The sequence below is a fragment of the Nocardiopsis yanglingensis genome, from assembly GCF_045809185.1.
GTDB lineage: Bacteria > Pseudomonadota > Gammaproteobacteria > Xanthomonadales > Xanthomonadaceae > Stenotrophomonas > Stenotrophomonas yanglingensis.
In genome coordinates, this window is record NZ_JBJNRH010000020.1 from 26,698 (window position 1) to 51,924 (window position 25,227).

Sequence of the window (25,227 nt, forward strand, 5' to 3'; positions counted from 1 at the left end):
GCGATATCGTCTCCCGCAACGAAGAACAGCGGCCGGCAGCCCCGGCCAGGAGATCGCCATGAAGCGTGTCACCGGTACCTACAGCGCCCCCCGCCCGCACTGGGTGGGCGACGGATTCCCCGCCCGTTCGATGTTTTCCTACAACACCCACGGCCAGCACCTGAGCCCGTTCCTGCTGCTGGACTACGCCGGCCCGTACACCTTCGCGCCCAGCGATACGCCGCGTGGCGTCGGCCAGCATCCGCACCGCGGTTTCGAGACCGTCACCATCGTCTATGAGGGCGAGGTCGCCCACCGCGATTCGACCGGGGCCGGCGGCACCATCGGCCCGGGTGACGTGCAGTGGATGACCGCCGCATCGGGCATCCTCCACGAAGAGTTCCACACACCGGAATTCAGCAAGCGCGGCGGCACCCTGGACATGGTCCAGCTGTGGGTGAACCTGCCGGCGCGCGACAAGATGGGCGCACCGGGCTACCAGACGCTGCTCGATGCGCATATCCCTTCGGTGGAGCTGCCCGATGGCGCCGGCCGCGTCCGCGTCATCGCTGGCAGCTTCGACGGCCATGCCGGCCCGGCGCGTACCCACACGCCGATGGATGTCTGGGACATCCGCCTGCAGCAGGGCCACCACGCCGAACTGCCGGTGGCCGGGGGCCGCACGCTGGCGCTGGTGGTGCTGAAGGGTTCGGTCAGGATCAACGGCGGCCAGCCGGTCGGCGAAGCCCAGCTGGTCACCTTCGACCGCAGTGGCGAGGACGTGTTCGTCGACGCCGACAGCGACGCCACCGTGCTGCTGCTCAGCGGTGAGCCGATCGACGAGCCGGTGGTGGGCTACGGCCCGTTCGTGATGAACAGCCAGGCCGAGATCAGCCAGGCGGTCAACGATTTCAACAGCGGCCGCTTCGGCCAGATCGCGCACTGAGCGCTTCCGCGCGGCGGGCGATGACCCGCCGCGCCAACGGGCCATCGCCCACCTTCTCCAGGAGACTGACCATGAGTAACCCCGCCAACTTCAACGGTGCCCGCCCGGTGATCGATCCGGACAACGCCGCGATGCTGCTGATCGACCATCAGAGCGGCCTGTTCCAGACCATCGGTGACATGCCGTTCACCAGCGTGCGCGCCCACGCCACTGCGCTGGCGAAGATGGCCACGCTGGCAAAGATGCCGGTGATCACCACCGCCTCTGTCCCGCAAGGCCCGAACGGCCCGCTGATTCCGGATATCCACGACGCGGCCCCGCATGCCCAGTACGTGGCGCGCAAGGGTGAGATCAACGCCTGGGACAATCCGGAATTCGTTGCTGCGGTGAAGGCCACCGGCCGCAGGCAGCTGATCATTGCCGGCACCATCACCAGCGTGTGCATGGCCTTCCCGTCGATCGCCGCCGTCGCCGATGGGTACCAGGTGTTCGCGGTCATCGACGCGTCCGGCACCTACTCGAAGATGGCCGAGGAAATCACCCTGGCCCGCGTGGTGCAGGCCGGCGTGGTGCCGATGGACACCGCCGCGGTGGCCTCGGAGATCCAGCGCACCTGGAACCGCGACGATGCCCAGCAGTGGGCCGAGGTCTACACGAAGATCTTCCCGAACTACCGGCTGCTGATCGAAAGCTACCTGAAGGCGCAGGATGTGCAGAAGAACCAGGAGCAGCTGGATTCGCAGCGCAGCTGAGCTGCCCCCGGGGTGCCGGCCCGCTGCCGGCACTCCTCCCAACCGGAGACCCATCATGTCCAGTGAACCGATCCGCGACCCGGCCAGCGATCATCTGCTGACCCCCCAGAATTCCGCCTTCATCATCATCGACTACCAGCCGGTGCAGGTGAACTCGATCGCCTCGATGGACCGCCAGCTGCTGGTGAACAACATCGTCGGCACCGCCAAAGCCGCCGTGGCCTATGGCTTGCCGATCGTGCATTCGACGGTGAACGTCAAGACCGGCCTGAACAAGCCGCCGATTCCGCAGCTGCGCAAGGTGCTGGGTGACTACCCCACCTACGACCGCACCACCATCAATTCCTGGGAGGACATCGAGTTCCGCAAGGCGGTGGAAGCCACCGGCCGCCGCAAGCTGATCATGACCGCGCTGTGGACCGAGGCGTGCCTGACTTTCCCGGCCTTGGATGCGTTGAAGGAAGGCTATGAGGTGTACGTGGTGGTCGACGCCGTCGGCGGCACTTCGCTGGCCGCGCACGATGCCGCGCTGCGCCGCATCGAACAGGCCGGGGGCCAGCTGATCAGCGTACCGCAGCTGTTCTGCGAGCTGCAGCGCGACTGGGCCCGCTCGGAAACGGTGCCGGCCTTCATGAACCTCTTCATTGAAACCGGTGGTACGGCGGGCATCCAGTTCTCGTACGATCGTACCGAGTGATTGGGTGGCGGCGCTGGCCCTGGCTGGCGCCGCCGTTGGGAGCAGTCGAGCATGGCTCGACGCTACAGACAGATGGAGAACGTGATGGCCTACGCACGCATTGTTTCAACCGCCGACAACTACCTGCACCACATCAGCAATGGCAGCTTTGATGTGGATGCGGACGAGCCCGCCTCCCTGGGTGGCCAGGGCAAGGGTTTCGCTCCGTTCGATCTGTACCTGGCCTCGCTGGCGGCGTGCACCGCCATCACCCTGCGCATGTATGCGCAACGCAAGGGCTGGGAACTGGGCGAGTTCCATGCCGAGCTGCGCTCGGAACGTGATGAGGATGGACGCTTCCACGTGCACCGGGTGCTGCATGCCAGCGCCGAGCTGAGCGATGCGCAATGGCAGCGGTTGCTGGAGGTGGTGGAAAAGACCCCGGTGACCCTGGTGATGCGCGAAGGTGCACGCATCACCAGTGAGCGCGGGGGCGCAGCGTAACCCCATCCACGCACGGCGTGGATCTACTTCAGCGCCGTGAATGCAGCACGGTGCGCTGGCGCATCGCGTTGAATTCCTGCTCCACCTGCTGGATATCCTCGACCTGGAAACCGGCCGCGTCCAGCAGCTGGTCGGCGGCGGCGGCCGCCAGCGGATCATCGTCACGCTGGCGCCAGCAGCGCGCCGGCAGGAAATAGCCCACTTCGCTGCGCCCGCGCATGATCACCACCGGCCGGCCCGCATACAGCAGGAATTCGGCCAGGTGCTGGCGCAGGCCCTCCACTGAAACATAGGCCGGTCCAACACCCAGCATCTGGCTGGACGGTTCGGGACTCTCGAACAGCTTGCGACGGCTCATCCACTTCTCCTTTTGAACAACGCGTGGTCTCCTTTCCTTAGACGGGCGCATCGCTGCGCCCCCGCCACGCACTACGTGATCCGCATCACGCCGCCACTCAGAAACCGGTGTTGAACTCCAGCTGGAACACGTCGATCGACAGCGGCGCACCGGACACTTCCTTGGCCGCCATCCACTTGCCGCTGATCCAGCTGCGCGCATCCAGTGCGTAGGCGCCGCCCACGTAGTAGCCACGCGCGTTGGTGCCGCCAAGGTGGAAGTTCGGGTCGTTGTAGGCATCGGGCAGCGCATCGGCCTCGATGTGCTTGTAGCCCAGCAGCGCCTGCCACTGCCCCTTCTCCCTCAGTTCGGTGGCTCCGAAGGTGGCCTGCACCATCCAGGCGGTGTCGCCGCTGCGGAAGGTGTCGATGCTGGCGGTATCGCCGGCACCGTAGTTGTTGACGATGCCGCTGTTGGCGCGACTGAACATGGCCTGCTTGTCGTAGGCCAGGTTGCGGATGTAGTCGCCATCCAGGCGCAGACCGATGCCCTGGGCCAGCTGCGTGTCCCAGCGCAGGTTCAGCGTGGCCAGTCGGAAGGCTGAGGCCAGGCCGACATACTGCGGGGTAGGCGTATTGGCCGGGTCCAGCGGATTGCGCGCGATGTCGCGGATCAGCATCAGGGTGTTGCCCTTCTGCATGAAGGCCGGGCGCGACCAGTCAGTGTCACAGCCATCGACATTCGAGAACAACGCACACGGTGAGGACAGACGGCCGCTGATGTTCTTGAAATCGTAGTAGCCCAATGCAGCGCGCAGCGAATTTTCGTCATTGAAGCGCCAGTTCACACCCACCTGCGCGCCGGACAGCCACTTGTTCTCGTTTGGTGTCTTGGTCTGGCTGCGGTTAGGTGAATTGTCGGAGGTGTACTCCAGCGGCACCACCGCCAGCGTGCCGAACAGGTCGAGGTCACCCCCGTTGAAGTCGTACTTCAGGTTGGCGGCCAGGCCATCAAAATTGAGGTCGTTGGAGAACAGCGTGTCGCTGGTCCAGAACGGATTGCCGAAGCGGCCGCCGCGCACCGTCACCCAGTCGGCCGGGCTGTAGGCCAGCCAGGCCTGGTCCAGCCACACGTCCTTCTTGCCCAGGCCGCCCCCCAGCTGCTCGGTGGTCGACACCGGGCCATTGCTGCTGCCGCTGGCCAGGCGCACGCCGGCCGTGGTGTGCTGCCCGATGGTCGCCTCGATGCCGATGCGGGCACGGATCCGCCACAGGTTGCGGCGATCCTGTCGGGTGTTCAGCAGCGGCGGAAACTGGATCGGATTGGTATTGTTGTTGGTATCAAACCCGCTTCCGGAATTGATCGACGCCCAGTTGCTTACGATGTCGCTGTTGTGCTCGGAGTAGAAGCGCGACTCGCTGCGCACGCGCATGTCACCGGTGACCTTGATGCGCTTGGTCCACTCAGCCACTTCGTTGGGTGCCGCCCAGCCTTCCGACTTGGCCTGCGCCATTACATCCTGGCGTACCTCGTCACGGATGCCGTCGCGCACGCTCTGCGGCACGTAGGGCACGCGCACGTCGCCGGCTTCCAGGGCCACGCCACCGCTGGCGGCCGAAGGTGCAGTGGTCGCGGTGCGCGATGCGGCCGCCGCCTCAGCCTCGGCCTGCACCAGCAATGCCTGGCCGTCTTCGGGCTTCAGCGCGCCACTGGCGATCAGGCCCTTGATCAGCTTGACCATGGTGGTTTCGGCGGCCATCGCACCGGCCGGGGCGGCCAGGCTGAGCAGCACGGCGCAGCACAGCAGCGCCCGTCGGGCCGGCCGCGGGCGGCGGGAGTCGGTTCGTGCGCGGACGTGGTCGTTCATCACGGTTCTCATCGAAAGAAGGGAAATCACGGAAGTCGGGAGTCAGGCCCCGGGCCGGCGGCCCTGGATCAGCACGCGAGCGGGAAAATCGAGCGACGGCGGCGGTGCCTGGTCAACCTTGCCGATGCGACGCAGCGCATCGAGCACGGCCGCGTCGGCCTCCTCGTTGCCACTGCCGCGCACCAGCTCGACCTTTTCCAGGCGGCCATCGTTGGACAACCACACATTCACCTGCAGCTGGAACGCCAGGCGCTTGACCTTGTCGTCGCGCGAGATTGCCTGCTGCATCAGGTAGCCGAGGTAGCGCCCATAGGTGGCATTGCCTGCACCGCCACGGCCGACGCCGGACGAACCGCCACCACTGCCGGACTGGATGCCGAAGTTGTCGCCACCTGCCTGCGCATCAGCATTCATCGTCACCGGGTCCGCATTGTCCGGGGTCGGCGTCGGCTCTTCAGCGGGCGTCGGCTGATCCAGCGGCTCCGGCTCGGGCATCGTCTCTTCCGGCGGCGTTTCCGGCTCTGGCGGCTTTTCCGGCGGCGGGGGTGGCGGCGGAGGTGGCGGTGGCAGTGCCAGCATCGGCGGCTGCACCACCGGTCGGCGGGTGCTGGCAGTGTCCTTGAACAATAGCCACCACACCGCGATGCCGAGCACCAGCAAGGCGGCCAGCACCAGCGCGACGGTCACCAGCAACTGGCGACCGCGCATGCCGGGCTCCGGCCGAGGGGGTTGATGGGCCGTCATGCCTCAGCCCTGCGCCTTGCCGGTGACCAGGCCGACCTGGGCCAGCTCCAGCCGCCGCAGCAGGTCCAGTACCTCGACCACGCGGGCGTACTGCACCTGCGCATCACCGCGTACGATCACCGGAAAATCCGGTGTGGTCGCGCGCTCGGTACGCAGGCGGTCTTCCAGCTCGGCCATGGTTACCGGGTAGGCATCCAGGAACACCTGTCCGCTGGGGTCGATGGTGATCGCCTTGGTCTTCGGCTTCTCCAACGCCGTGCTGTTGCTGGCCTTCGGCAGGTTGACCTCGATGCCGGGAATGGAGGCGTTGCTGGTCAGGATGAAGATCACCAGCACCACCAGCAGCACGTCCACGAAGGGCGTCACGTTGATGCCCTTCTCGCGCTTCTTGATGCCGAACTTCGCCTTCTGGCCCATGGCGCGCCCCTCAGCCCTGGACCGCGGCCGGGCCGCGCCCGTCCTGCTCTTCGGCCAGGCGCGCGGCGAACTCGTCGATGAACACCGCCATGTCCGCGCCGATCGCTTCGGCGCGTGCACCCAGGTAGTTGTAGCCGAACAGTGCCGGGATCGCGACGCCAAGGCCGGCGGCGGTACACAGCAGCGCCGCGGCCATGCCCGGTGCCACCGAATTGATGTCCACCGCGCCGGCCATCGCCGCCACCACGAACACCAGCATGATGCCGATCACGGTACCGAACAGGCCCACGTACGGCGCGCCTTCGATGGTGGTCGACAGCCAGTTCATGCGCCGTGCCATCGCTTCCTGCTCGCGCACCATCACCGCATCCATCGAGGCGCGGATCGCGGCGATGGTGGCGCCACTCAGGTAGCCACTGTTGCCGTCGCGCTGGTGGCGCTGCTGCATTTCATCGATGGCCACCTGGTAGATGCGCCACAACGAGCCATCGTGCATGGCGGTCGGTGCCTTGCCCTGGCGGTCCATGTCCGACAGGGTGCGCAGCGGCACGCCAGACAGCTTTCCGAAGCTCTCGGTGAACACCGCATTGGCCTTGCTGGTACGGCCGAAGTGGCGGCTCTTGGCGATCATGATCGCCCACGACAGCAGCATCATCAGGCCAAGGATGGCGACCACCACCCAGGCATCGAACGGCATCGCCTTGAGGATGAAGGCGAAGTGGCTCTGGCCAGCCGACTGCTCGTCGGCACCGTAGCTGATCAGGCGCGAATCGGCGCCCTGTGCGGTGGCATCGGCCAGCAGCAGCGCCGCCGGACGTGCCACACGCGAGATACGCAGCTCATCCAGTGCGCCCTCGAAGTTGGCGAGCGGCTGCACCGCGCCAGGCGCATCGGCGCCCACCATCGGCGCAGTGCCCAGCGCCGGCAGCTCGCCGCTCAGCTGGGCGACCACACGGCCGTTGAGGTACAGCTGCAGCGCGCCCTTCTCTGCGGTCAGCGCCACATGTGCCCACTGTCCTTCCGGAATCGGCTGTGCCGGCGTGCTGCGCTGGCCATTGAGCTGCACGAACGGCACCCGGTTCTCGATGCCCAGCACCAGTTCGGAAGCACCCTCACGACGGGCGTAGATCGCCTGTGCAACGTTGTTGCTGCCCGGCTTGATAAAGGCCGAAACGGTGAGCGGCGCACCCGCTTCCTGCGCCAGCGACGCGCTGGCGGGCAGCGGCAGCGGGGCTGCGCCCAACTGAACACCGCGGCCGATCACCGAGCCTTCCGACGGCGGCGCCACGGCACCGGCGTTGTTGCCATACGCGGTGGTATCGCGCGCCGGCGCATTGGCCTCGGCAAAGTGGTAGACCAGCGTGTAGTCCGGGTCGAACACCTGCTGGCCATTGCCGCTGGCCGGGGCCTTCTCGTTGCCGTAGTACATCCAGATCGTCTGCGGCGCAGCAGCACTGACCGCCGGTACGTCCACCCAGACCAGGGCCAGGCCAAGCTTGGGATCGAACTGTTCGATCTGGTGGGCCAGCACGGTGCGGCCATCACCCGAAACGAAACGCAGGTCGTTGCCCGCGTCCTGGGTGCCGTCGAAACCGAAGTTGCCGGTATGCAGGCGCAGCAGCAGCGGCGTGCGACCCGGGTCACCGGCCAGCCCCGCGCCCTGCGGGCCGGCGTCGACGGTGATCGGCTTGCGGTACTTCCATTCGGCCTGCCACCAATTGGCATCGGCCGCGGCGGCCGGCAGCGCAACCAGCGCGGCCAGCAGCAACAACACTCGGGAAAGCAAACGGTCCATGCGAAGGGTCTCCGGAGAACGCATGTTCAAGGGAAGGGTCAGTAACTGGTGCTGATGTTGAAATGCAGGCGCGGGTCGTCCTTGCGCGTAACCGGGCCATCGGCATAGGGCCAGGCATAGTCCAGGCGCAGTTGCAGGTGTTCGCCCAGGCGCAGCTGCGCACCCAGGCCGACCGAAGCCAGGTTGTACTTGTCACGCTGATCGGGCAGCGGCTGGCGCAGGCGCAGGTAGGCCGCGTCGGCAAAGCTGTAGACGCGCAGGTCGGTACCGCTCCACAACGACCATGCCGGGGTGCGCCATTCCAGGCTGGCCAGGCCGCCGTAATCGCCGATCGCCTCGGCCGAGAGATAGCCACGCACGGTGTACATGCCACCGGCGGCGAACTGCTCGGCCGACACCAGCGGCGCATCGGTCACCTGCAAGGAGCCGCGTGCATACCACTGCCAGTCGCTGCCGAAAGTGTGGGTGTTGGCCACATCGGCCTTGAAAACGACGAAACTGGGGTCCGCCCAGTAGCGCTTCTGCCCGAACCCGATGGCATTGCTGCCATAGCCGAACAGCCGACGGGTACCGGCCACCAGCTGGGTGTTGATGCTCAACTGATCATGCTCGCCCTGGCGCACACCGACAAACGCCAGGGTGATCGGCGCGTACTTCAGCGGCGTCTTCAGGCTGTCCTTGCCCATCTGCGTGTCTTCCTCGGTGTCCTTGAAATCCACGCCGAGGCTCAGCTGGCGCCACCACTGGCTGCTGCCGGCCAGTCGATAGTTGAGCTTGACGCCAATCGAATGGCCATTGCCGATCACATTGGTGCCAGTGCCGGTACCGACCTGCCCACCCGCGTTCAGCACGCGGCTGTCGGACTTGTAGCCGGACGCTTCCAGGCTCCACGGCGTGCCTTCGAACGGCATCATGTACGAGGCCGAGAACACCTTGGCCTGCTTTGTATCTTCCGGCGCCAGGTACACGCCGATGTTGGCGCTGTGCCCGCGCTTCCACAGGTTGTCGTAGGCCAGCGATGCACTCAGGCGCAGCTTCTCGGTGTCGGCGCTGTGGTCGTTGTTGAGTGACGCGCTGGCACGCCACGGCGACTTTTCTTCGACCTGCAGGTCCACATCCATCGTGCCCGGCACCTGGCCTTCGCGCACCAGCGGCAGCACCTGGCGGCGCCCGCCCTCATTCAGCGCGGTCAGTTCTTTCTGGGCCTGGTCGAAGTCCGGCACCTTGCCTTCCGCCAGCGCCGGCACGCGTTCGCGGATGCGCTCGGGCGATTCGTGTTTCGTTCCCACGACCCGCAGCTGGCCGATCGGTGTCTGCTGTACCTTCAGCAGTACCACGCCTCCACTGACCTGCTGCTCGGGAAGCTCGACGTAAACCGACTGGTAGCCAGCCTGCTGGTACAGCGCATTGACAGCATCGCGTGCCTTCTCGACATCGGCCAGGGTCTTGCCTGGGCCGAGGAAGGGTTCCACCGCGCGTTCAATGTCCCGGGGATCGAGCACGGTGTTGCCGCGCACGATGTATTCATTGATGTTCACGCTGGGCGCAGGCGCCGCCTCCTGCGCGAACAATGGCAGCGGCATCGCGGCCAGGGCCAGCACCAGTGGATGCAGGCGCAGGGGATGGCGGACGGCTCGGCACGGAACAGGAGTCATCGAAGGCATCGCGTCGTATCGAAGGTAATGGCCATGGAGCGGCGCGTGGGTCTACCAACAGGACGTGTACGTCGCGTCAAAACCGCCAACAGTTTTGTGACAGCACTGTCATCTTTTGACAGCGCCGCAACGCACGCAGGCGGACCCTGGCTTCGCCACACGTCTTCATTGCAGAGCGCCGATTGCTGCGGGAGATTCGAGATGCGTGAATCATTGATGGTGGAACTGCGCGGCGCCCTCGCCCTTGCGTTGCTGCTGGTGTTGGCCCCGGTTCGCGCCGTCGAGGCGAAGAAGGAGGAGGCTGCGCCCTGCATCGAAGTGCAGGTCAATGGCGAGCGTATTCCGGCCTGGGACTGCCTGCAGCGCAAACTTGCGCCGGCATCGAAAACGTCGAAATCACCGGCGCTACCGGAGGCCGAACGCCTGATGCGGCAGCCCGGCAACCAGCTGATGCAGTACAACCTGGAAGGCACACGACAGCGCATGGGCGATGCCTTTGGTCGTTCGGTGGTACCGCAGCGTCCGGCGCGCTGAGCCTGCGCAGCTGTAGAGCCAGGCCCGCGCTCGACAGGATTTTGTAGAGTCAAACCATGCTCGACTGTTCTTCCAGACGCAGCCGAGCGTCGGCCAGGCTCTACAGTGCGGCCGGCACGATGCCATCGGTCGGCACCGGCGGCAGCTCAGGCACCGGCAAGCTGCGCGATTGCCCAGCCTGGTTCAGTTCCACCGCGCTGGCACTGATGCTGGCCAGCACCGTGCAGGGTCCGAGTCGTTGGCCGGGCGAATACGCTTCCGCCGGGCGTCCATCCACCGAGAGCAGGGCCAATGGCGCATGGTCACCGGCCATCACGCCCAGCACCACCACCTCGGTCTGCACCGCACCGGGCGACAGCAGGCGCACCAGCGGCAGGCTGGCCACTGCATCGAACATCGGCCGTACCGGTGCCTCGGCTTTCGCCTCGCTGGCCGCGGCCGCTGGCGCCACCGCAGACAGGGTGACACCCCAATAGGTCACCACGGCCAGCAGCAGCGTCGCCGCCAGCAGGGTCAGTATGCGATTGCGATCCCAGCGCCTGCCATCCATGTTCCGCACCACCGCCACGTTCGTGTCCGCCTACGCTAGCAGCTGTGGCTGACGCTTTTGTTTCATCATGCCGGCCTACGCTGGCAGGTATCGACCCGGACAGGAGGCAACGTCGATGCAGCACGTGCCGCGTGGTTTCACCCTGCTGGAGCTGATGGTGGTGCTGGTGATCATCGGCATCTGCACGGCAGGCATCGGCCTGGGCCTGGGCAGCCTGCTCGACCCCGCGCGCCAGCTGCGGCAGGAAGCCGAACGGTTGGCGCAGCGCCTGCAGGTGGCGCGCGATGAGGCCCGCATCGATGGCCGCACCCTGCGTTGGCAGGCCGACGCCGACGGCTATCGCTTCAGTCGCCGCGAAGGCAGCCGCTGGGTCACCGTTGAACGCGATGATCTGCTGCGTCCGCAGAAGTGGCAGGCAACGGGCATCGCGGTGCAGCCCGCCAACCCCATTGAGCTGAGCCCGGAGTGGATCGGTATCGCCTGGGAGGTTGGGTTGTCGCTGGATGGTCGCAAACTGCGTCTTCGTGATGATGGCAGCGGACAGTTGCAGGTCGTGCAATGAAGCAGGTGGCGCGCGGATTCACCCTGATCGAGGTGCTGATCGCGCTTGCGATCGTATCGATTGCACTGGCGGCGGTGATGCGCTCGGTGGCAGTGGCAACCGACGATCAGTCACGGCTGCGCGACCGTCGCCTGGCACTGTTGTGTGCGCAGGATCGCTGGCAGGAACTGCGCCTGAGCGGACAGGCACCGCAGGATGCCCGGCAGCGCTGTGTGCAGGGACGCGGCAGCTTCCTGGTGCTTCAGCATCTGGGCACGGGCAGCGACGGGCAGCCGCAACTGGAACTGACCGTGGTGGCCGAAGATGCACCGCGGCAGTCGCTGACCCGGATGCAGCTGCCGTGGACTGCCACTCAATGAAGCGGGTCGCGCGCGGCTTCACCCTGATCGAGGTGATGATCGCGATCACCATCATGGGCGTACTGGCGCTGATCTGCTGGCGTGCGCTGGACAGCGTGGCCAGCAGCGACCAACGCCTGCGCCAGGCCGATGCCGAGACCACGACGGCGCTGCGCGTGCTGCAGCAGTTCCAGCGGGATATCGAAATGCGCGCAGACGATGCGCTGATGAATGGCGCGGTGCGCCCGGCAGATCGTCCGCAGCGATTGCTGCCCCCGTCGCTGGTGAGCGAGCGGCACCCGGATGGCACCTTCGCGCTGGAGATCACCCGCAGTGTCGGCAGTGATGGGCTGCACTGGCAGCGGGTGCGCTGGTGGCGGCAGGGCAGCACGCTGTGGCGGGCCAGTGGCGCGGCTACGGACCGGTATCCCCTGCCCGCACCGGATCCGGCGAAGGGCATTGCGGTGGCGCGCGAGGTGCAGCGGTTCGAGGTGCGGGCGTGGCAGCCTGGAACGGGGTGGGTCGCGTTGCCGAGCGAGGGCGAGGTATTGCCGGCCACCGGACTTGAACTGCGGTTGGGCCTGCGCGATGGGCGTGGGCCGTTGAGTTACCGGCGGGTGCTGGAGCTTTAGGATTCATTGACGGCACCGTATCCACGCATGGCGTGGATCTACTGCGGGGCCTGCCTCTGCTAGCGAGCCTGCTCTGGTGGGTGCCGACCGTTGGTCGGCAATAGAGCTGACCCAACCATCCGCGCATGGTGTGGATCTACCGCCGACCAAGGTCGGCATCTACCGGGATTCATTCGCATTGACCCTGCTCTGGTGGGTGCCGACCGTTGGTCGGCACGGCGGCTGGCCCACGGCATCCACGCATGGGATGGATCTACCGCCCTCCTGCCGCCGGGTGCCTTCCTGCACCCGGCGGCGCTATGTCGGTGGTCCTCACCGCTGATGGCCTCTCCCTGCCCTCCGTGCCGTCCTGGCTGGGGCCGTCACCATTCCGTGGCGGCTGGCCCGATGCTGTTCGTTCTTTCGGATCCGTCGCATCCACGCATGGCATGGATCTACTGCCGAGCGCAATCGGCACCGACAAGTGCCGACCAAGATCGGCACCTGTCGGGATCGCGCGATGCCTAGCGGCGCTGCGTTCCCTCGTCACGGCTTGCCTGCGGGAACTGGAACGCGCTGTTGGCGTCGTAGCCACTGTCGGCAGTAGTGCCGCGTGCCGGCGGCGCAATGCTGCTGGTGCCGCTGCCGAAACCGAGGATCTGCACGCTGATCACCGAGGGCTGGTTGCGCCGCGCGTCGTCCTGGCTCTTGCGCATCACGTCCTGTGCCGCCTGGCTGGCGCTGTTCGCTGCCGCACTGGCCGAAGCCAGCGCATTGACGTTCACTGTGGCCAGCACCGGCAGGCCCTTGCTCTCACCCTGCACCTGGATGTTGGCCGCGTTGAGCACCTGCAATGCGGCCAGGTTGATGTTGCCCGAGACACGGATACCTGCTTCGCCTGCATCGATGGTGCCCAGCGGCGCGATCAGGTCGACGTCGCCCGGCGGTACTTCGGGAATCGGGTCCAGCGTGGCGAAACCGGCACCGCTGACCGGTGCGAGCGGCGACAGGCTGACGTTGCCCCAGCGGTCGTACAGGCGGCGTGGCGGGGTATACACCAGCGTGGTGCGCGAGCCACGGCCCGCATTGATGTCGCCCTGTTCGGACCAGGCCAGGATGTCACCGCCAAAGGTGGTCATCACCCGCGACAGGCCCAACAGCACGCTGTCCTGGCTGAACAGCCGGATGTCGCCCTGGCCCTGGGTCACCAGGCCCGCGCTTGCCGGTGGCGCCTCGCCAACCACGCCCACCACGATCTGCCCACCCGGCGCCATCAACTCGATATTGCCACCGGCCTCGGTACGCACGCCGGCGCCGCCATACATCACGATATCGCCGGTGCGCTGGATCGTCGTGCCCGCTGCATCCTTGTCCGGCATCAAGGTGGCGATGGCCTCGCGGCCGCGCAGGTAGGAGCCTACGCGCGGGCCATCTGCATCGGTGTACTCGCGGCCGCCCTCGCGCAGTTCGGCGTAGTAGACCTGGCGCAGGAAGATGCGCTGCTGCTCCTGCGGCAGTGTGTCGAACAGGGCCAGTGCCTGCGCGCCGTCAGCGCTGATGTTGAAACGCTCCAGCAGCCACTGCTTCAGTTCCTTGTCATAGACCTTGACCACCTTGCCCGGCTGCGACGCCAGTGTCTGCGCGGGATCGGCCAGCCGGGTCGCATCCAGGTAGCGCGCACGCACGGCGCCGAAGTCGACCTGCTGGTTGCCGGCGGTCATCGCGATGCTGGCACCCGGGCGCGTGTCGCCCTGCACCAGGCCGCCGCGGCTGACGATGCTTCCCTTGTCTTCCTGGCGCAGCTGGCGGCCGGCGCTGATATCGACGTTGCCGCTGCCGTATACGGTGACGTTGGCATGCACGATGTCACGCCCGGCCTGCAGCACCGTGACATCGCTGGCACTGTTGTTCAACGCAAGGACGGTGCTGGACAGGATGTCCTGGCCTGCACGCAGCTGCACCGGCGCAGCCACGTCAATCCACTCGCGAACGGTGCGGCTGCTGCCACTGGCGGCGTTCAGCATCCATCGTTCGCCCGTGCGTAGACCGATGATGTCGCCCGAGCCTGCGTAGAAGCGGTTCGGCGTGCCCCCGGCAGTGCGTGCCACCGCCAGCATGGGACGGTTCGGCCCAAAGGCGAACAGCGGTGTGGTATCGCCCCATGTGGGTACCCGAGCATTGATGCCATCGGGCGAGATATTGCTGAGCAATTCGGTGCCCTTCGCGTCCCGTGCGGTGAACACCGGATCGAACGGGGATGGCAGGCGCGTGTCCGCACCGGAGCTGCTGATGTACGGAGACCGATCGCCGGCGATGATCGAATCGCCCGCCAGCAACTGCATGCTGCCCGTAGGGGAAGGAGCAGTAAGCAGTACGTTGTTCTCACCGCCTTCGCCCAACTTGATGTCGCCGCTGGTGGCCTGCACCTGCAGCCTGGAGGGATAGATCCAGTAGGCGAAATTGTCGCCGGTGGATTCCGATCGCAGATTCTGCCCCGGGCTGCTGGCATGCGCTGTCAGCGGGGTGGCGTCGCCGCCGAACGAAACCAGATTTACCGCCGTGGCCGCGGTCCACAGCGAGAAGCCGGTAGTACCCGCCGCAAGACCACCTCCCGCCAGCGCCACCTGCGGCGCATTGAATTGCACCACACGGCCGGCGTCGGCTACGCCGCCCAGGATGACGTCGCCGCGGGCGTGCAGGTTTGCCACGGCGTCGCCCAGCACCAGCACCGGACCACCCATCGCCTTGCCACCGAAAGCGCGGAACGGATCGCTGGGGCGCAGGCCAGCGCTGGGATCAGTGTACTGGGAGATGCCGACGGCACTGCCACCAATGCGGGAGGCCTCAAGACTCAGGCTGCCGCGCAGGTTCGTGAATGTGCCATTGAGTTCCAGGTCCTGCTCGTTGCTGACGTGATTGATCGTAGTGGCCATCAGGTTCGGGTTGAGTGCACCGCTGGCGCGCAGGCTCAGATCGCCACCACCTGTCAGCACCAGCCGCCCATCATCAACACGTCCGGTCGAGCCCACGGCTGCGTTGATCGCGGTGGAGAAACGGGTGCTGCTTGTGTTCTTCAGCGCGTCACCCTTGGCCTCGGTCACACCGGCATGCCTGCCCGCATCAATCTCCAGATTGCCGCCACCCAACGTACCAAAGCCGGTGAAGCCGACCATGCGTGGACTGGGGTTGGAGAACGTGGACACATTGGCGTAAGTGCCGAAGTTGATCCACCAGGCGACAGGCTGCTGCTCGACGCCCGCAACCGCACCTGTACCCTGGCGCCACAGCCAGTTGGCAACCGCGCTGCTGGCGTGGTTGGCCAGGTCACCCGCCGCCGAGCCGGACGACGACAGCGCACCCCATGTTGCCCCGGTCACGTCGCGGCCAGCCGCAATGCTCAGGTTGCCGCCGTGATCCGGATACCACGCGCGATAGGCGGCAAGTGCCGCGTCATAGTCACCGCTGGACTGCTGCAACCCGAGCAGTGCCTCGCGTCCGGACGGCGACGCGCGCTCGGACTGGAAACGGGCATCGAGGCCATTACCCAGCGCGGTCGGCGTTCCCGCAGTATAGACGCCGTACACCGAGCGCATCGACAGATCGCGGCCGGCCATCAACTGCAGGTCGCCACTGCCGGTGCGCAGCACGCTCCACAGCGGCGTGCCATGTTTCGGTTGACCCACGGTCGCCACATCACGCATCTCGCCGGGCATCACGCAGATGCCCGAACTGACCGAACCGCACAGCTCCTCTTCGGTCATCCCGAACATCTCGGCAATTTCCTTCACGGGCATGCCGACCAGCGACGGATCGCCCATTTCATCGGCACCTTGCGCCGTGAACAAGTAAGGTGCCGCCTCGCAGCTGCTGCCAGCCGCGCAGATCGCAGACTCAGGCTTGCCCAGATGCTCGGCCAGCGCCTTCACCGGTTTGCCGACCCAGCTTGCATCCACACCTTCGCGCTGCGCACCCAGGGCGGTCACCCGCTGTTCGCGCACGAACGTGGAGACCATGGTCGCCGCACGCACAACGCCGTAGTGGGTGTCGGCCAGCACCAGATCGCCGCTTCCATTGCGCCGCGCACGCGGGTCGGCTGCCTCGGTATCGGCGCCCGCAACGGCGGTGAGATCCCACGAGGTGGTGCCCTCGGGCAACATCTGCGCCAACGCCCAGTTGCGTCCCTGTCGACCATCGCTGCCCACCGGGCGCAGGTCGATCGGTTGACCGCCGGCCAGCTCCAGCGTGGTCATTGCCGGAATCAGCGAACCTCGTGCCAGCGGTGTGCGCGCCGCCAGTCGCAGCTCCGTCGGCAATCGCGCGCCGGCCGGCCAGGTCGTGGCCCTTACGCTGGCCTCGCTGCGCAGCTGGAAGCCCGCGCCCAGGCGCGAGCCGGCGGGCAGTTGCAGCGCCTGCGCCAGCACGCTGCCTGCGGCACGCACCTGACCATCGGCCAGCGTAACCGCGGCCGGCAGCACGTAGCCTGCCGGCAACGTAAGTGCCTGCCCCAGCGTCATCTCCACCGGCAACGTGGTGCCGGCAGGCAGGACCGCATCGCGAACCGCAATCGCGTAGTTCAGCACGGCACCCGCCGGGAAGCGCGTGCCGGCCTCCAGTACGACGTTGTCATTGGGCACCAGGATGTCACTGCCGAACGGTGTAATGCCGGCACCGAAACTCTGTCCGGGCACCAGCTGCCAACCGCGATCATCCGGGCTGGCAGGTGGCGGCGCAAAGCCGTCGTTGATGCTGCCATGGATGAACAGGTCGCCGGCTGCGCGCAGGCGCAACGCACCCGCTTCACCGAAGCCGCGTCGCGCGGGGTCCTGTCGATTGGCCTGCGGGCCGTAGCGATAGCCGGAAAGATCGATATCGCCGCTGACGGTCAGGTCACCATGCGGGTTGCTGGACGAGATGGCGCCGACGACGTCCACGCCGGGACGCAGGCGCACGGTCCCCAGTGTGGCCAGCCGTGCCGACAGCCCGGCATTGCCCAGCGCGGCGTTCATCCATGCACTGTTGGCCGGATCCACCACCGTATCCAGCCACGACTGGGTAACCAGCTGGCCGCGTCGGCCGTTCACATCCGCCGTGTCAGCCAGGGGTGCGTCGTCATAGCGGCGCACGCCGGTCACGAAGATATCGCGCGCGCCGAGCACCTGCACGCCATTGGCGCTATCGACGCCTGCATCGTCGCTGCCCACTCTCGGCACGTTCAGCACGAACGTGCCGCGGGCGCGTCCATCGTTCTGCCCTGCTCCGGTATCGACGGCAACGCCGGTGCCGCTGCGTAGATCGATCCGCGCCGCCGATCCCAGCTGCACGCGTCCATCGCGGCTTTCCAGCTCGACGATGGCACGGTTCGGGCTGTCGATGATCTTGCCATAGCTGTCCACACGCAGTGCCGTGCCGTGGGCGTCCAGGCTTCCGTCCACCTGCAGGCCATCGCGCGCTGCCAGGCGGATGCTGCCGACCTGGTCGCCGCTGGCGTCGATGCGCCCGACCACCCGCAGCGCGCCGCCGTCAACGCTGATATCCACCTTGCGTGCTTTCACTTCGTCGCCGATCAGCAGGTCGCCCTGCTTGATCTGGAAGCTGCGCGCTCCGGTGACACCGTCGCGGGTGAGGCGCTGGTTGAGGCCACTGAAGTCTGTCAGTTCACGTGCGCGCACCACCAGCTCACCGTTCTCATACGGCACCAGGCTGCCACCTGCGTCCAGCGTGCCGCTGGCCTGGCCAAGCAGCCGCCCTGCCAGGTCGACATGCCCGCCGGCAGTACCCAGCGCGGTCACGGTGAGACGACCCGCGCGGTTGTTCTGCGCCGACAGATCGACCCGCGATGCAGCATCGCTGCGCACGTCACCTTCCGTTGCGGTCAGCGTGACGTCACCGCCGACGCTGTAGGTATCGACATCGAACAGGCTGACCTTGCGCCCGGCCAGATCGAGGTTGGCGCTGCTGCCAAGCTGCACCGAGCGGGCCGCCGTGGCCGCCAGGCGGCCCGAGGCCAGGGCGATGCGGGTATCGAGGAGGATGTCGTTGGCGTCCAGCGTCAATTCGGCGCCCAGCGCATCGGCCGCCGTCGAGGCGCCCGCACCGTGCACGCGCAGCGTGCCACCAGCAGTCACCGCCAGCTTCGCGCCTGCTTCGGCAGTGACCAGCGGTGCCTGGATATCGAGGTTGCCACCACTGTAGGTCCAGCCCTTGGCTGCGTCGTAGGCGCCCTGGAATTGATGCACATTCAACGCACCATTGCCGGCGAAGACCACCTGCTGTGCGGCACGCAGGTTCACCCCGGAGAAGCCGAGGACCTGGCGTCCGGCCACGACCTCCGAGGCGGGCCACGACTGTGGCGCCGGGCCGAGCCGCAACGTATCGGCAATGATGTCCAGCTGGCCACTGCCAAGGCGGTCGACCATCGCCGCGCCGCCGGGCTGCGCGGCATTCGAATCCGCAAACCCACTCGCCGCAAGTGCACCGGCCCAGGTGAGGTTGTCGGCGAAGATGCGCGCACGATCGCCGCTGTTGCCATAGCCATGGATGGCCGGTGCGCCCAGCACCAGGCTGCGAAGGCTCGACTTGCCGGTCGCGCTGTCACGCGTATCGAGGTCGACACTGCCGAACACATTGATCGACTCGGCCGCCGAGAGCTTCAGCGTCTCCAGTGCCGGTGCGCCGGTGGCGGTATTGCCGCGCAGCAAGGCGGTCAGCACCTGCTGGTTCATCATCATGCCCGGCGGCAACGCGGCGGCCGCAGCGGCCTGCGCTATGGCATCGTCGCTGCCCAGATTGATCGCGGCCACGCTGACACCGAGCTGGCGGGTGCCGTAGCTGGCCGCATCGCGCAGCTGCAGGCTGCCATTGGTGGCGACGTTGATGCTCCCCTCCGACACCAGTCGTGCCTGGCCCGCACACTGACGCCCCGGATCACAGGTGCCGATGTCGAAGCTGACCAGCGACGGATCGCTTCCCTCGCGCAGGGGCGCGGCCAGCAGATCGGTGCGCCCGTTGGACACCACCATCACCCCGCCCTCGGCCTGGTAGTAGAAGCCGGCATCGGCGGGCAACGAAGCGGCACCGCGACCGAGCGTGTCGATACCTGCGCCTGCCTCCACGCGCACGCCCGTGCCACCGGCCACCGCACCCAGAATCACCTCCGGCGCACGCAGGACCGCACCGTCCCGCAACACCAGGTTCTGGCCGACACCGGCCACCTGCAGGCGCTGGTTGCTGGTAGCGCGGACCTGTGCGTTGAGCACCAGGCGTGAGGGCTGCAACGCGTTGAGCACGTCCGCCTCGATGGCAGCGCCATTGCCGGTGGAGCTGGGCGTGCGACCGGCCGCCACCACTTCCAGTTCGCCCAGCCGGTTGACCAGGTTCACTTCCACCGAACCGCCAATGCCCGCGCTGCCCGCTGCCGGCGCAAACCGGGTCTGGCCCTGGAAGCTGAAAGCCGGCGTGCCGTCCCTGCCGGCGCCATTGCCAAGCCCGAGGCGCAGCGTGCCGGCATCGACGGTCTGCCAGCCGCGCGGCGTGCCCAACCGTTGCGCCGACGCGGTCACGAATGCGTTGTAGCTGGTCTCGTTGTAGCTGGAATGCCGGCGAACGGTATCGGCCGGGGTCAGCAGCAACGCGGTCAGCAAGGGCGAACGCAGGCCACCCAGCGTCGACCCCGTGTGTCCGCCGACCATCCAGGAGCCGGTGCCGGTGGCCAGCGGTGCACCGATGCCGACCGCGCCGGTGCGCCCCAGCTCCACCCGGAACGCGCCCTGCTGCAGTGCGAAGCTGGCCGGCAACAAGGTGTAGGTGCCGGCCGGCAATCCAGGCACGCCTGCGGGAATCGTGATCTGCTGGCCAATGCCAGGGTCCAGCGAGCCGTCACTCAACCCCAGCGGCGCTGCACTGCCGGTGTAGCCGGGCAGGATCGCATACACCGGACTGGCCGATTCGCTGAAGCCATAGCGCGGATTGGCATCGGCCAATGCATGGCGCAGGATGTCGACCGAGCCACCGCGCCCGCTGACAAAGGCCGCACCGGTCAACTCACCGCCGCCGGAGAGATCCAGCAGCGCCCCTTCGGCCACCTCGGTACGGCTGCTGATGATGGCGATGCCCTTGGGGTCCGCGCCGGGCGCGGCACCGCCTACCGGCGGTATGGCCTGGGCGCTGCCGTCCCTGCGCCAGTCCACGCCATCGACGGTGCCACCGAACGGCACACTGAGCCCCACGCCGCTGGTGGAGGTCACGCTTCCGGGCAGCAGCGTCACCGAGCCGGCCAGGCGCCCGTCGGCATCGGTACCACCCAGGGTTATGGCGCCCAACGGCGCCCGGAGGATGCCGCCCTGCTCGATGGTCGCTGCCACCACTGACAGGCCGCCGGACACCGACAACGGCAGGGCTGGAGCCGCCCCACCAAGACCATGGATGCGCACGATGCCTTCGGCATCATCCCAGCGGCTGATCGCACTGCCCGGCTGCGACACACCGGCCGCCAGCACGCCGCCCGCATCGGCCACCGGGTACAACTGCGCTGCGGTTACGTCCAGGCTGCGCGGCGCGATCAGCTGCGCGCCGGTACTGCCGAGCGCTGCGCCACTGCCCAGGAAGCGCAGATCGCCGCGACTGCGCAGTTGCACGTCATCGAACCCCGCCAGCCAGGTGGTATTGCGCAGGTCGATCAGGTCCGCATCCACACTGAAGCGATGCTGACGACCGGTATCCACCGCCACGGCAGCGGTACCGACCAGGGTATCGCCAGGCAGCCTCAACCAGCTGCTCTGCGCCAAGCGCACGTAGGGCGCGCTCAGCGCAAGCAGGCCGCCAGCGCTGCCGCCCTGCAGCATGCCCAGCCCATCCTGTTGCAGACCTTGGAAGCGCAGGCTCTGGCCGAGGCGCAGTTCCACATCACCTTCGGCACGCACGTTGCCGAACAGCGAAAGATTGTCGAAACCACCGGCACCGACCTGCGCCGCCGACAGGCGTGCGTGCCCGTACTGCAGCTTCGCCGGCACGGCCTGCTCGCGATCGTCCTGGGTGAGCACGATGGCGCGCGGCGCCAACACATCTTCGCTGGCACCGCCCGCATGGATGCTGCCTCCGAAGGCGATGCCCAGGGTGCCACCCTGCGCACCGGCGCCGCCGGCTGCGGCCTGCAGGCCACCCTGCAGGTACAGCGCGTTGGCCGATCGCACCACGATGGTGCCGCCATCGCTGGCCACGTCCTGGCGGCCGGCGCCATCGATGTCCAGCTGCGCTGAACTGCCGTTGGCCAGCAGTTCCGCACCGCGCTCAACAACCACGAACGCATCCACTGGCCGGTCAGGCACGTTGTCCTGGCCATCCCAGTCGAGCGCGCCTCCAATCTCGATGCTGCCCCCCTTGCGCACCTGCCCGCGCAGGCGGCCACTGGCATCACGCGCAGTGAAGGCGTCACCGCTGACGTCGAGTACACCCTGCGCACCGATGCGGTAGGTGCGCTCGTTGCGCTGCGAATCGAACAGGCTGGTCGGTTCGCGAATGTCATCCAGGCGGATGCGGCCACCCGCCGCTTTCAGGCTGCCATCAACCGTGATGCTGCCCGCGCCGCGCAGGGTGATCGATTGACCGGCATCCACGCTGACCAGGGCGCCGCGACCGATGCGCAGATCACCACCGGCCTCGCCCTGCTGTGAACGCAGCGTCAGGCTCGCACCGTTGCGCTGACTGAACCTGCCGGTGATCGGATCCGCGCTGTACAGGGGTGCCGACCAGACCTGCAATGCGTCGCGCCGGTCGCGTGCCTGCATCGCTGCTTCGGCCAGGCGCAGGCCCGGCATGCGCACGGCGACGATGGCTCCGTCCGCCACTTCCACACCTTGCTGGCCATTGATGTCATAGCTGGCGAAACCCTTGTTGAACAGGGTCTCCTGCAGGGTGAGTGCGCCGTCGGCCGGCTGACCGCCGATCACGATACGTCCACCATCGCCCAGCGACAGCGTGCCGCTGCCGGCGCCGAGCGCGCTCAAGCGTGCATCGGCCGACAGCTGCAGGCGACCGACCCGTCCACTGCTGTCGGCCACGCTCGCTGCCTGCAGGCTGACGTCGCCGCCCTTGCCGATCGTGACCTTGCCCTTTGCATCAACCCGACCGCCGCCATCGACGCGCACGTCGCTGCCCGGCACCACAACATCATGGCTGTTCTGCAGCCGCAGCTTGCCGCCGTCAGTCCACGCCATGCCCGGGCTGGACGCCGGTTCCAGCAACGCATTCACCCAGCGGCCACTGAGATCGATGCGCGTGCCCTCCGCCAGGGCCACGTGCGAACGGCCACCCTGCAGCAGCCAGGCGGCGGGAGCGCCCACGCGGGTCAGTTCATTGCCCGCCTGCACCTGTCCACCCGCGATCTGGATGTCACCCCCCAGCAGTACATCGGCGGCCGTGAGCACCAGCTGGCCACCGTCCTGCAGGCGCAGCGCACCCTCCACCGCGATGCTGCCACCGCTGGCCAGATCGATGCGTCCCCACTGCTGCGCGCTGAGCTGGTTGGCATCCAGCCACAGCGTATTGCGCTGTTCCTGTTGCAGCGGCGCCTGCAGGGACACGTTGGCGGCAGGCAGCCCGCCATCGACGATCCGCACCTGTGTATCGAACACCGCGTTTCTGCCGTTGCCGTCGTAGCGCCCAAGCCACAGCTGGGCATTGCGCGCTACGGCGGTCTGCGCCTGCGCGTAGCCATCGCGCGCAGCATCGGGTGTCTTCGATTGCTGCGCCCCCTGGAAAGCATCGGTCGCCACCTGACCCTGCAGTACCGCACTGGGCGCGGACACCAGCAGACGGCCCGCGTCGCGGCCCACGGTATAGCCGTTCTCCACCCGCTGTTCGGCACCGATCAGCGGATTGCGGAACACATCGGTGGCTCCCCAGCGCTCCTGCTTTACTTCAAAGCCCCGATACAAGCCGTCGTACCGCATCTCGGCCGGCGCATCATCCAGCCGGTACAGCTGACCGTCGGTGCCACGCAACCAGCTCTGCTTGATGGCACCGCTCTGCACATCCAGGCTGCCGCCAGCCAGGTTGATCCTGGAGCCGGCATGGGTGACCACTTCGCTGCCGGACAATTGCACGGTACCGCCCTGCGCGGCCCATTCGCCGATCGAATGGCCCTGGTTGTCGAGATACCCCCCGACTTCCAGCAGGCCACCACCGGCATACCAGCGCTCGGCGGTGTTGCCACCGGTGCCTGTGGCCACGTGCTGCAGCTGGCGGCGATCGATCCAGACCTCGCTGCTGATCAGCTTGCCGCTGTCGCGGTTGTCGGGAGAATCACGCAGTTCGTTGCCCTGCACCTTCACTTGGACGTTGTTGCTTTCCATCGCAACCCGCACGCCCACCGCACCGGACACATCAATGCGCGCGGCATTGCCGGCGTAGGTCCGGCGTGCGGCTTCCGCTACCACCTGACCGCCGGTGGCCAGGGTCAGCGAACCGTCCTGGAAGTTCACGTCGCCGCCGGACACGATCTCCACGCGTGACTGGTCACGCCGGTCCTGCATGCGCGAGAGATTGTCGAATGTGCCAGTGCTGCTCGCGCCGCGCAGCAGGTCCTGCTCGGCCGAAGCCTTGACCAACGCATCACGGCGGCTGTCCAGAGCCGTGTTCTTGCCATCGTCTTCGATCAGCACCGCCGTGGTCGCGCCGCTGGCCAGGGTGACCGTGCCGGCGCGGTCGCTGATGGCGTTGAGCAGGTGCACCGTGCCGCGCTGGTCCAGCGTGGTGGTGGCCACGGCCACGCCCGCCTGTTCCACCGTGCGCCCGGCCAGCGTGATGTCGCCCTCGCGCGCCTGGATCAGGCCACTGTTACGCACGCTGCCGGCACTGCTGCCGGCCGCGATGCGCGGCGCGATCTCGTTGCCGGCCGTGGTCGAGGCGGTGTTCTGCGCGGTACCCACGCCGCGGCGAATCACGAACGAGTCGCCCGCAGCCAGCTGCGTCTGGCCCTTGCGCGTTTCAATCTGGCCGGCATTCTCCACGGTGTGGCCGGCCAGCAGCACATAGCCACCGCCGCGGGTGGCCGAGGCAGGCGCCTGCGTGGTGATGCGTGCGCCCTGCTCAACCAGGACCTTGCCGAAGGCATCGGTGAGCGCAGCGGTGTTGTTGTCGGCACTGTACAGGCCGTTGTCACGGAACTGGCCATCGCTGATCCGTGTCGCTGCCGCGACCAGATTACCCACGTTGACCTGGCTGTTGTTGCCGAACACAACACCGTTGCGGTTGACCACGAACACGGTACCGTTGGCCTTCAGCTGGCCCAGGATCTGGCTGGGACGTGCGCTCGGATCGTTGACCCGGTTCAGCACTGCCCAGTCCGCATTCTGTTTGAAATCGAGCGTGGTGTTGCCGCCGATGTTGAAGGTCTCCCAGTTCAGGATCGCGCGGTCTGCGGTCTGCTCGATGCTGACCTGAAGCTTGCCGTCGCTGCCCTGCGACTGGATCGCTTCACGTGCATTCACCCAGCCACGGGTCAGCGGATTCTCATCCACCTTCAGGCCGTCCTTGCCGAGGCCGTCAGCAATCACGAAACCGGCAGCACGCTGCTGCGCACGGGCCTGCTCCTGCAAGCGCTGCTGCAGCGCAATGGCCTGCGCAGCCGTGCCCAGATTGTCGATCGACTGCTGCAGCTTCTGCCGGGCGGCATCCTGCTGCTGGGCCGGCAGCTGGAACTGGATCGGCACGCCGTTGGGCATGCGCCCACTCTGCGCGGCTGCGCCCTGCGCTGCACCGCGCTCGGCGAACCAGCCCGGCGAAAATGCCTGCTGCGCCTGCGCAGGCAGCATGGGCGTGGCGCCCAGCGCAAGCGCGATGGCCCAGGCCATCGGATGGCGGTGCGGCGCAGTGTGCGGAACAGGCGTGTGCAGGTGCGACATCAGGACCTCGAGCGACCGACGGACGGTCTGCGGCATAGGAGAGATTCGACTGCCCGCAGGC

Annotated in this window: 16 protein-coding genes; 8 read left to right on the top strand and 8 right to left on the bottom strand. The window is 67.2% G+C overall.

Annotated elements, in window-relative coordinates; translation table 11 throughout:
- Window positions 1-58: 58 nt before the first annotated feature.
- From ACJ7C5_RS19340 to ACJ7C5_RS19355, 4 genes are all read left to right on the top strand, one after another.
- Window positions 59-925 (top strand): pirin family protein, encoded by an 867-nt coding sequence (locus ACJ7C5_RS19340; protein WP_412704814.1) that lies wholly within the window; start codon window positions 59-61, stop codon window positions 923-925.
- A 71-nt stretch (window positions 926-996) separates the two neighbouring features.
- A complete protein-coding gene (locus ACJ7C5_RS19345) occupies window positions 997-1,677 on the top strand; it encodes a hydrolase (RefSeq protein WP_412704815.1) in 681 nt (226 codons plus the stop codon).
- A 55-nt stretch (window positions 1,678-1,732) separates the two neighbouring features.
- Window positions 1,733-2,374, top strand: a complete 642-nt coding sequence (locus ACJ7C5_RS19350) for a hydrolase (protein WP_097047714.1) — start codon at window positions 1,733-1,735, stop codon at window positions 2,372-2,374.
- 51 nt (window positions 2,375-2,425) lie between these two features.
- Complete coding sequence (locus ACJ7C5_RS19355) at window positions 2,426-2,857, top strand: OsmC family protein (RefSeq protein ID WP_412704816.1); 432 nt, start codon at window positions 2,426-2,428, stop codon at window positions 2,855-2,857.
- 28 nt (window positions 2,858-2,885) lie between these two features.
- Here ACJ7C5_RS19355 and ACJ7C5_RS19360 read toward each other — a convergent pair whose 3' ends face one another.
- From ACJ7C5_RS19360 to ACJ7C5_RS19385, 6 genes are all read right to left on the bottom strand, one after another.
- A complete protein-coding gene (locus tag ACJ7C5_RS19360; protein WP_094000714.1) occupies window positions 2,886-3,215 on the bottom strand; it encodes a hypothetical protein in 330 nt (109 codons plus the stop codon).
- A gap of 97 nt (window positions 3,216-3,312) precedes the next feature.
- Window positions 3,313-5,061, bottom strand: a complete 1,749-nt coding sequence (locus ACJ7C5_RS19365) for a putative porin (RefSeq protein WP_412704817.1) — start codon at window positions 5,059-5,061, stop codon at window positions 3,313-3,315.
- 42 nt (window positions 5,062-5,103) lie between these two features.
- Window positions 5,104-5,769 carry a cell envelope integrity protein TolA gene (gene tolA / locus ACJ7C5_RS19370; protein ID WP_094000716.1) on the bottom strand — a complete coding sequence of 222 codons (666 nt, stop codon included), beginning with the start codon at window positions 5,767-5,769 and terminating at the stop codon, window positions 5,104-5,106.
- 39 nt (window positions 5,770-5,808) lie between these two features.
- Window positions 5,809-6,222, bottom strand: a complete 414-nt coding sequence (locus ACJ7C5_RS19375; RefSeq protein WP_012511243.1) for an ExbD/TolR family protein — start codon at window positions 6,220-6,222, stop codon at window positions 5,809-5,811.
- Between the two features lie 10 nt (window positions 6,223-6,232).
- Window positions 6,233-8,017, bottom strand: coding sequence for a DUF2341 domain-containing protein (locus ACJ7C5_RS19380; protein ID WP_412704818.1), 1,785 nt, complete (start codon window positions 8,015-8,017; stop codon window positions 6,233-6,235).
- A 38-nt stretch (window positions 8,018-8,055) separates the two neighbouring features.
- Window positions 8,056-9,672, bottom strand: a complete 1,617-nt coding sequence (locus tag ACJ7C5_RS19385) for a ShlB/FhaC/HecB family hemolysin secretion/activation protein (RefSeq protein ID WP_412704819.1) — start codon at window positions 9,670-9,672, stop codon at window positions 8,056-8,058.
- 201 nt (window positions 9,673-9,873) lie between these two features.
- On the opposite strand from ACJ7C5_RS19385, the gene ACJ7C5_RS19390 reads away from it, so the two are divergent.
- On the top strand, window positions 9,874-10,206 hold the full coding sequence (locus ACJ7C5_RS19390; protein ID WP_412704820.1) for a hypothetical protein: 333 nt from the start codon (window positions 9,874-9,876) through the stop codon (window positions 10,204-10,206).
- A 100-nt stretch (window positions 10,207-10,306) separates the two neighbouring features.
- Here the strand turns inward: ACJ7C5_RS19390 and ACJ7C5_RS19395 are convergent, their stop codons facing one another.
- Window positions 10,307-10,756, bottom strand: a complete 450-nt coding sequence (locus ACJ7C5_RS19395) for a general secretion pathway protein (RefSeq protein ID WP_094000720.1) — start codon at window positions 10,754-10,756, stop codon at window positions 10,307-10,309.
- Between the two features lie 115 nt (window positions 10,757-10,871).
- Here ACJ7C5_RS19395 and gspH point away from each other — a divergent pair, with 115 nt between their 5' ends.
- Genes gspH through ACJ7C5_RS19410 form a run of 3 tightly spaced genes read left to right on the top strand, consistent with a single transcriptional unit; the run spans window position 10,872 to window position 12,288 of the window.
- Window positions 10,872-11,318, top strand: coding sequence for a type II secretion system minor pseudopilin GspH (gene gspH / locus ACJ7C5_RS19400; RefSeq protein WP_412704821.1), 447 nt, complete (start codon window positions 10,872-10,874; stop codon window positions 11,316-11,318).
- Window positions 11,315-11,677, top strand: coding sequence for a type II secretion system minor pseudopilin GspI (gene gspI, locus ACJ7C5_RS19405; RefSeq protein WP_097047718.1), 363 nt, complete (start codon window positions 11,315-11,317; stop codon window positions 11,675-11,677). The genes gspH and gspI overlap by 4 nt, the downstream gene beginning before the upstream one ends.
- Window positions 11,674-12,288 (top strand): prepilin-type N-terminal cleavage/methylation domain-containing protein, encoded by a 615-nt coding sequence (locus tag ACJ7C5_RS19410; protein WP_412704822.1) that lies wholly within the window; start codon window positions 11,674-11,676, stop codon window positions 12,286-12,288. The genes gspI and ACJ7C5_RS19410 overlap by 4 nt, the downstream gene beginning before the upstream one ends.
- Before the next feature lie 503 nt (window positions 12,289-12,791).
- Here ACJ7C5_RS19410 and ACJ7C5_RS19415 read toward each other — a convergent pair.
- A complete protein-coding gene (locus tag ACJ7C5_RS19415) occupies window positions 12,792-25,166 on the bottom strand; it encodes a filamentous haemagglutinin family protein (protein WP_412704823.1) in 12,375 nt (4,124 codons plus the stop codon).
- Window positions 25,167-25,227 lie beyond the last annotated feature (61 nt).

Bases quoted from the DNA above. Each gene is read 5' to 3' on its own strand.
- ACJ7C5_RS19340 (WP_412704814.1), top strand. From the start codon at position 59: ATGAAGCGTGTCACCGGTACCTACAGCGCCCCCCGCCCGCACTGGGTG.
- ACJ7C5_RS19345 (WP_412704815.1), top strand. From the start codon at position 997: ATGAGTAACCCCGCCAACTTCAACGGTGCCCGCCCGGTGATCGATCCG.
- ACJ7C5_RS19350 (WP_097047714.1), top strand. From the start codon at position 1,733: ATGTCCAGTGAACCGATCCGCGACCCGGCCAGCGATCATCTGCTGACC.
- ACJ7C5_RS19355 (WP_412704816.1), top strand. From the start codon at position 2,426: ATGGCTCGACGCTACAGACAGATGGAGAACGTGATGGCCTACGCACGC.
- ACJ7C5_RS19360 (WP_094000714.1), bottom strand. From the start codon at position 3,215: ATGAGCCGTCGCAAGCTGTTCGAGAGTCCCGAACCGTCCAGCCAGATG.
- ACJ7C5_RS19365 (WP_412704817.1), bottom strand. From the start codon at position 5,061: ATGAACGACCACGTCCGCGCACGAACCGACTCCCGCCGCCCGCGGCCG.
- tolA (WP_094000716.1), bottom strand. From the start codon at position 5,769: ATGCGCGGTCGCCAGTTGCTGGTGACCGTCGCGCTGGTGCTGGCCGCC.
- ACJ7C5_RS19375 (WP_012511243.1), bottom strand. From the start codon at position 6,222: ATGGGCCAGAAGGCGAAGTTCGGCATCAAGAAGCGCGAGAAGGGCATC.
- ACJ7C5_RS19380 (WP_412704818.1), bottom strand. From the start codon at position 8,017: ATGGACCGTTTGCTTTCCCGAGTGTTGTTGCTGCTGGCCGCGCTGGTT.
- ACJ7C5_RS19385 (WP_412704819.1), bottom strand. From the start codon at position 9,672: ATGACTCCTGTTCCGTGCCGAGCCGTCCGCCATCCCCTGCGCCTGCAT.
- ACJ7C5_RS19390 (WP_412704820.1), top strand. From the start codon at position 9,874: ATGCGTGAATCATTGATGGTGGAACTGCGCGGCGCCCTCGCCCTTGCG.
- ACJ7C5_RS19395 (WP_094000720.1), bottom strand. From the start codon at position 10,756: ATGGATGGCAGGCGCTGGGATCGCAATCGCATACTGACCCTGCTGGCG.
- gspH (WP_412704821.1), top strand. From the start codon at position 10,872: ATGCAGCACGTGCCGCGTGGTTTCACCCTGCTGGAGCTGATGGTGGTG.
- gspI (WP_097047718.1), top strand. From the start codon at position 11,315: ATGAAGCAGGTGGCGCGCGGATTCACCCTGATCGAGGTGCTGATCGCG.
- ACJ7C5_RS19410 (WP_412704822.1), top strand. From the start codon at position 11,674: ATGAAGCGGGTCGCGCGCGGCTTCACCCTGATCGAGGTGATGATCGCG.
- ACJ7C5_RS19415 (WP_412704823.1), bottom strand. From the start codon at position 25,166: ATGTCGCACCTGCACACGCCTGTTCCGCACACTGCGCCGCACCGCCAT.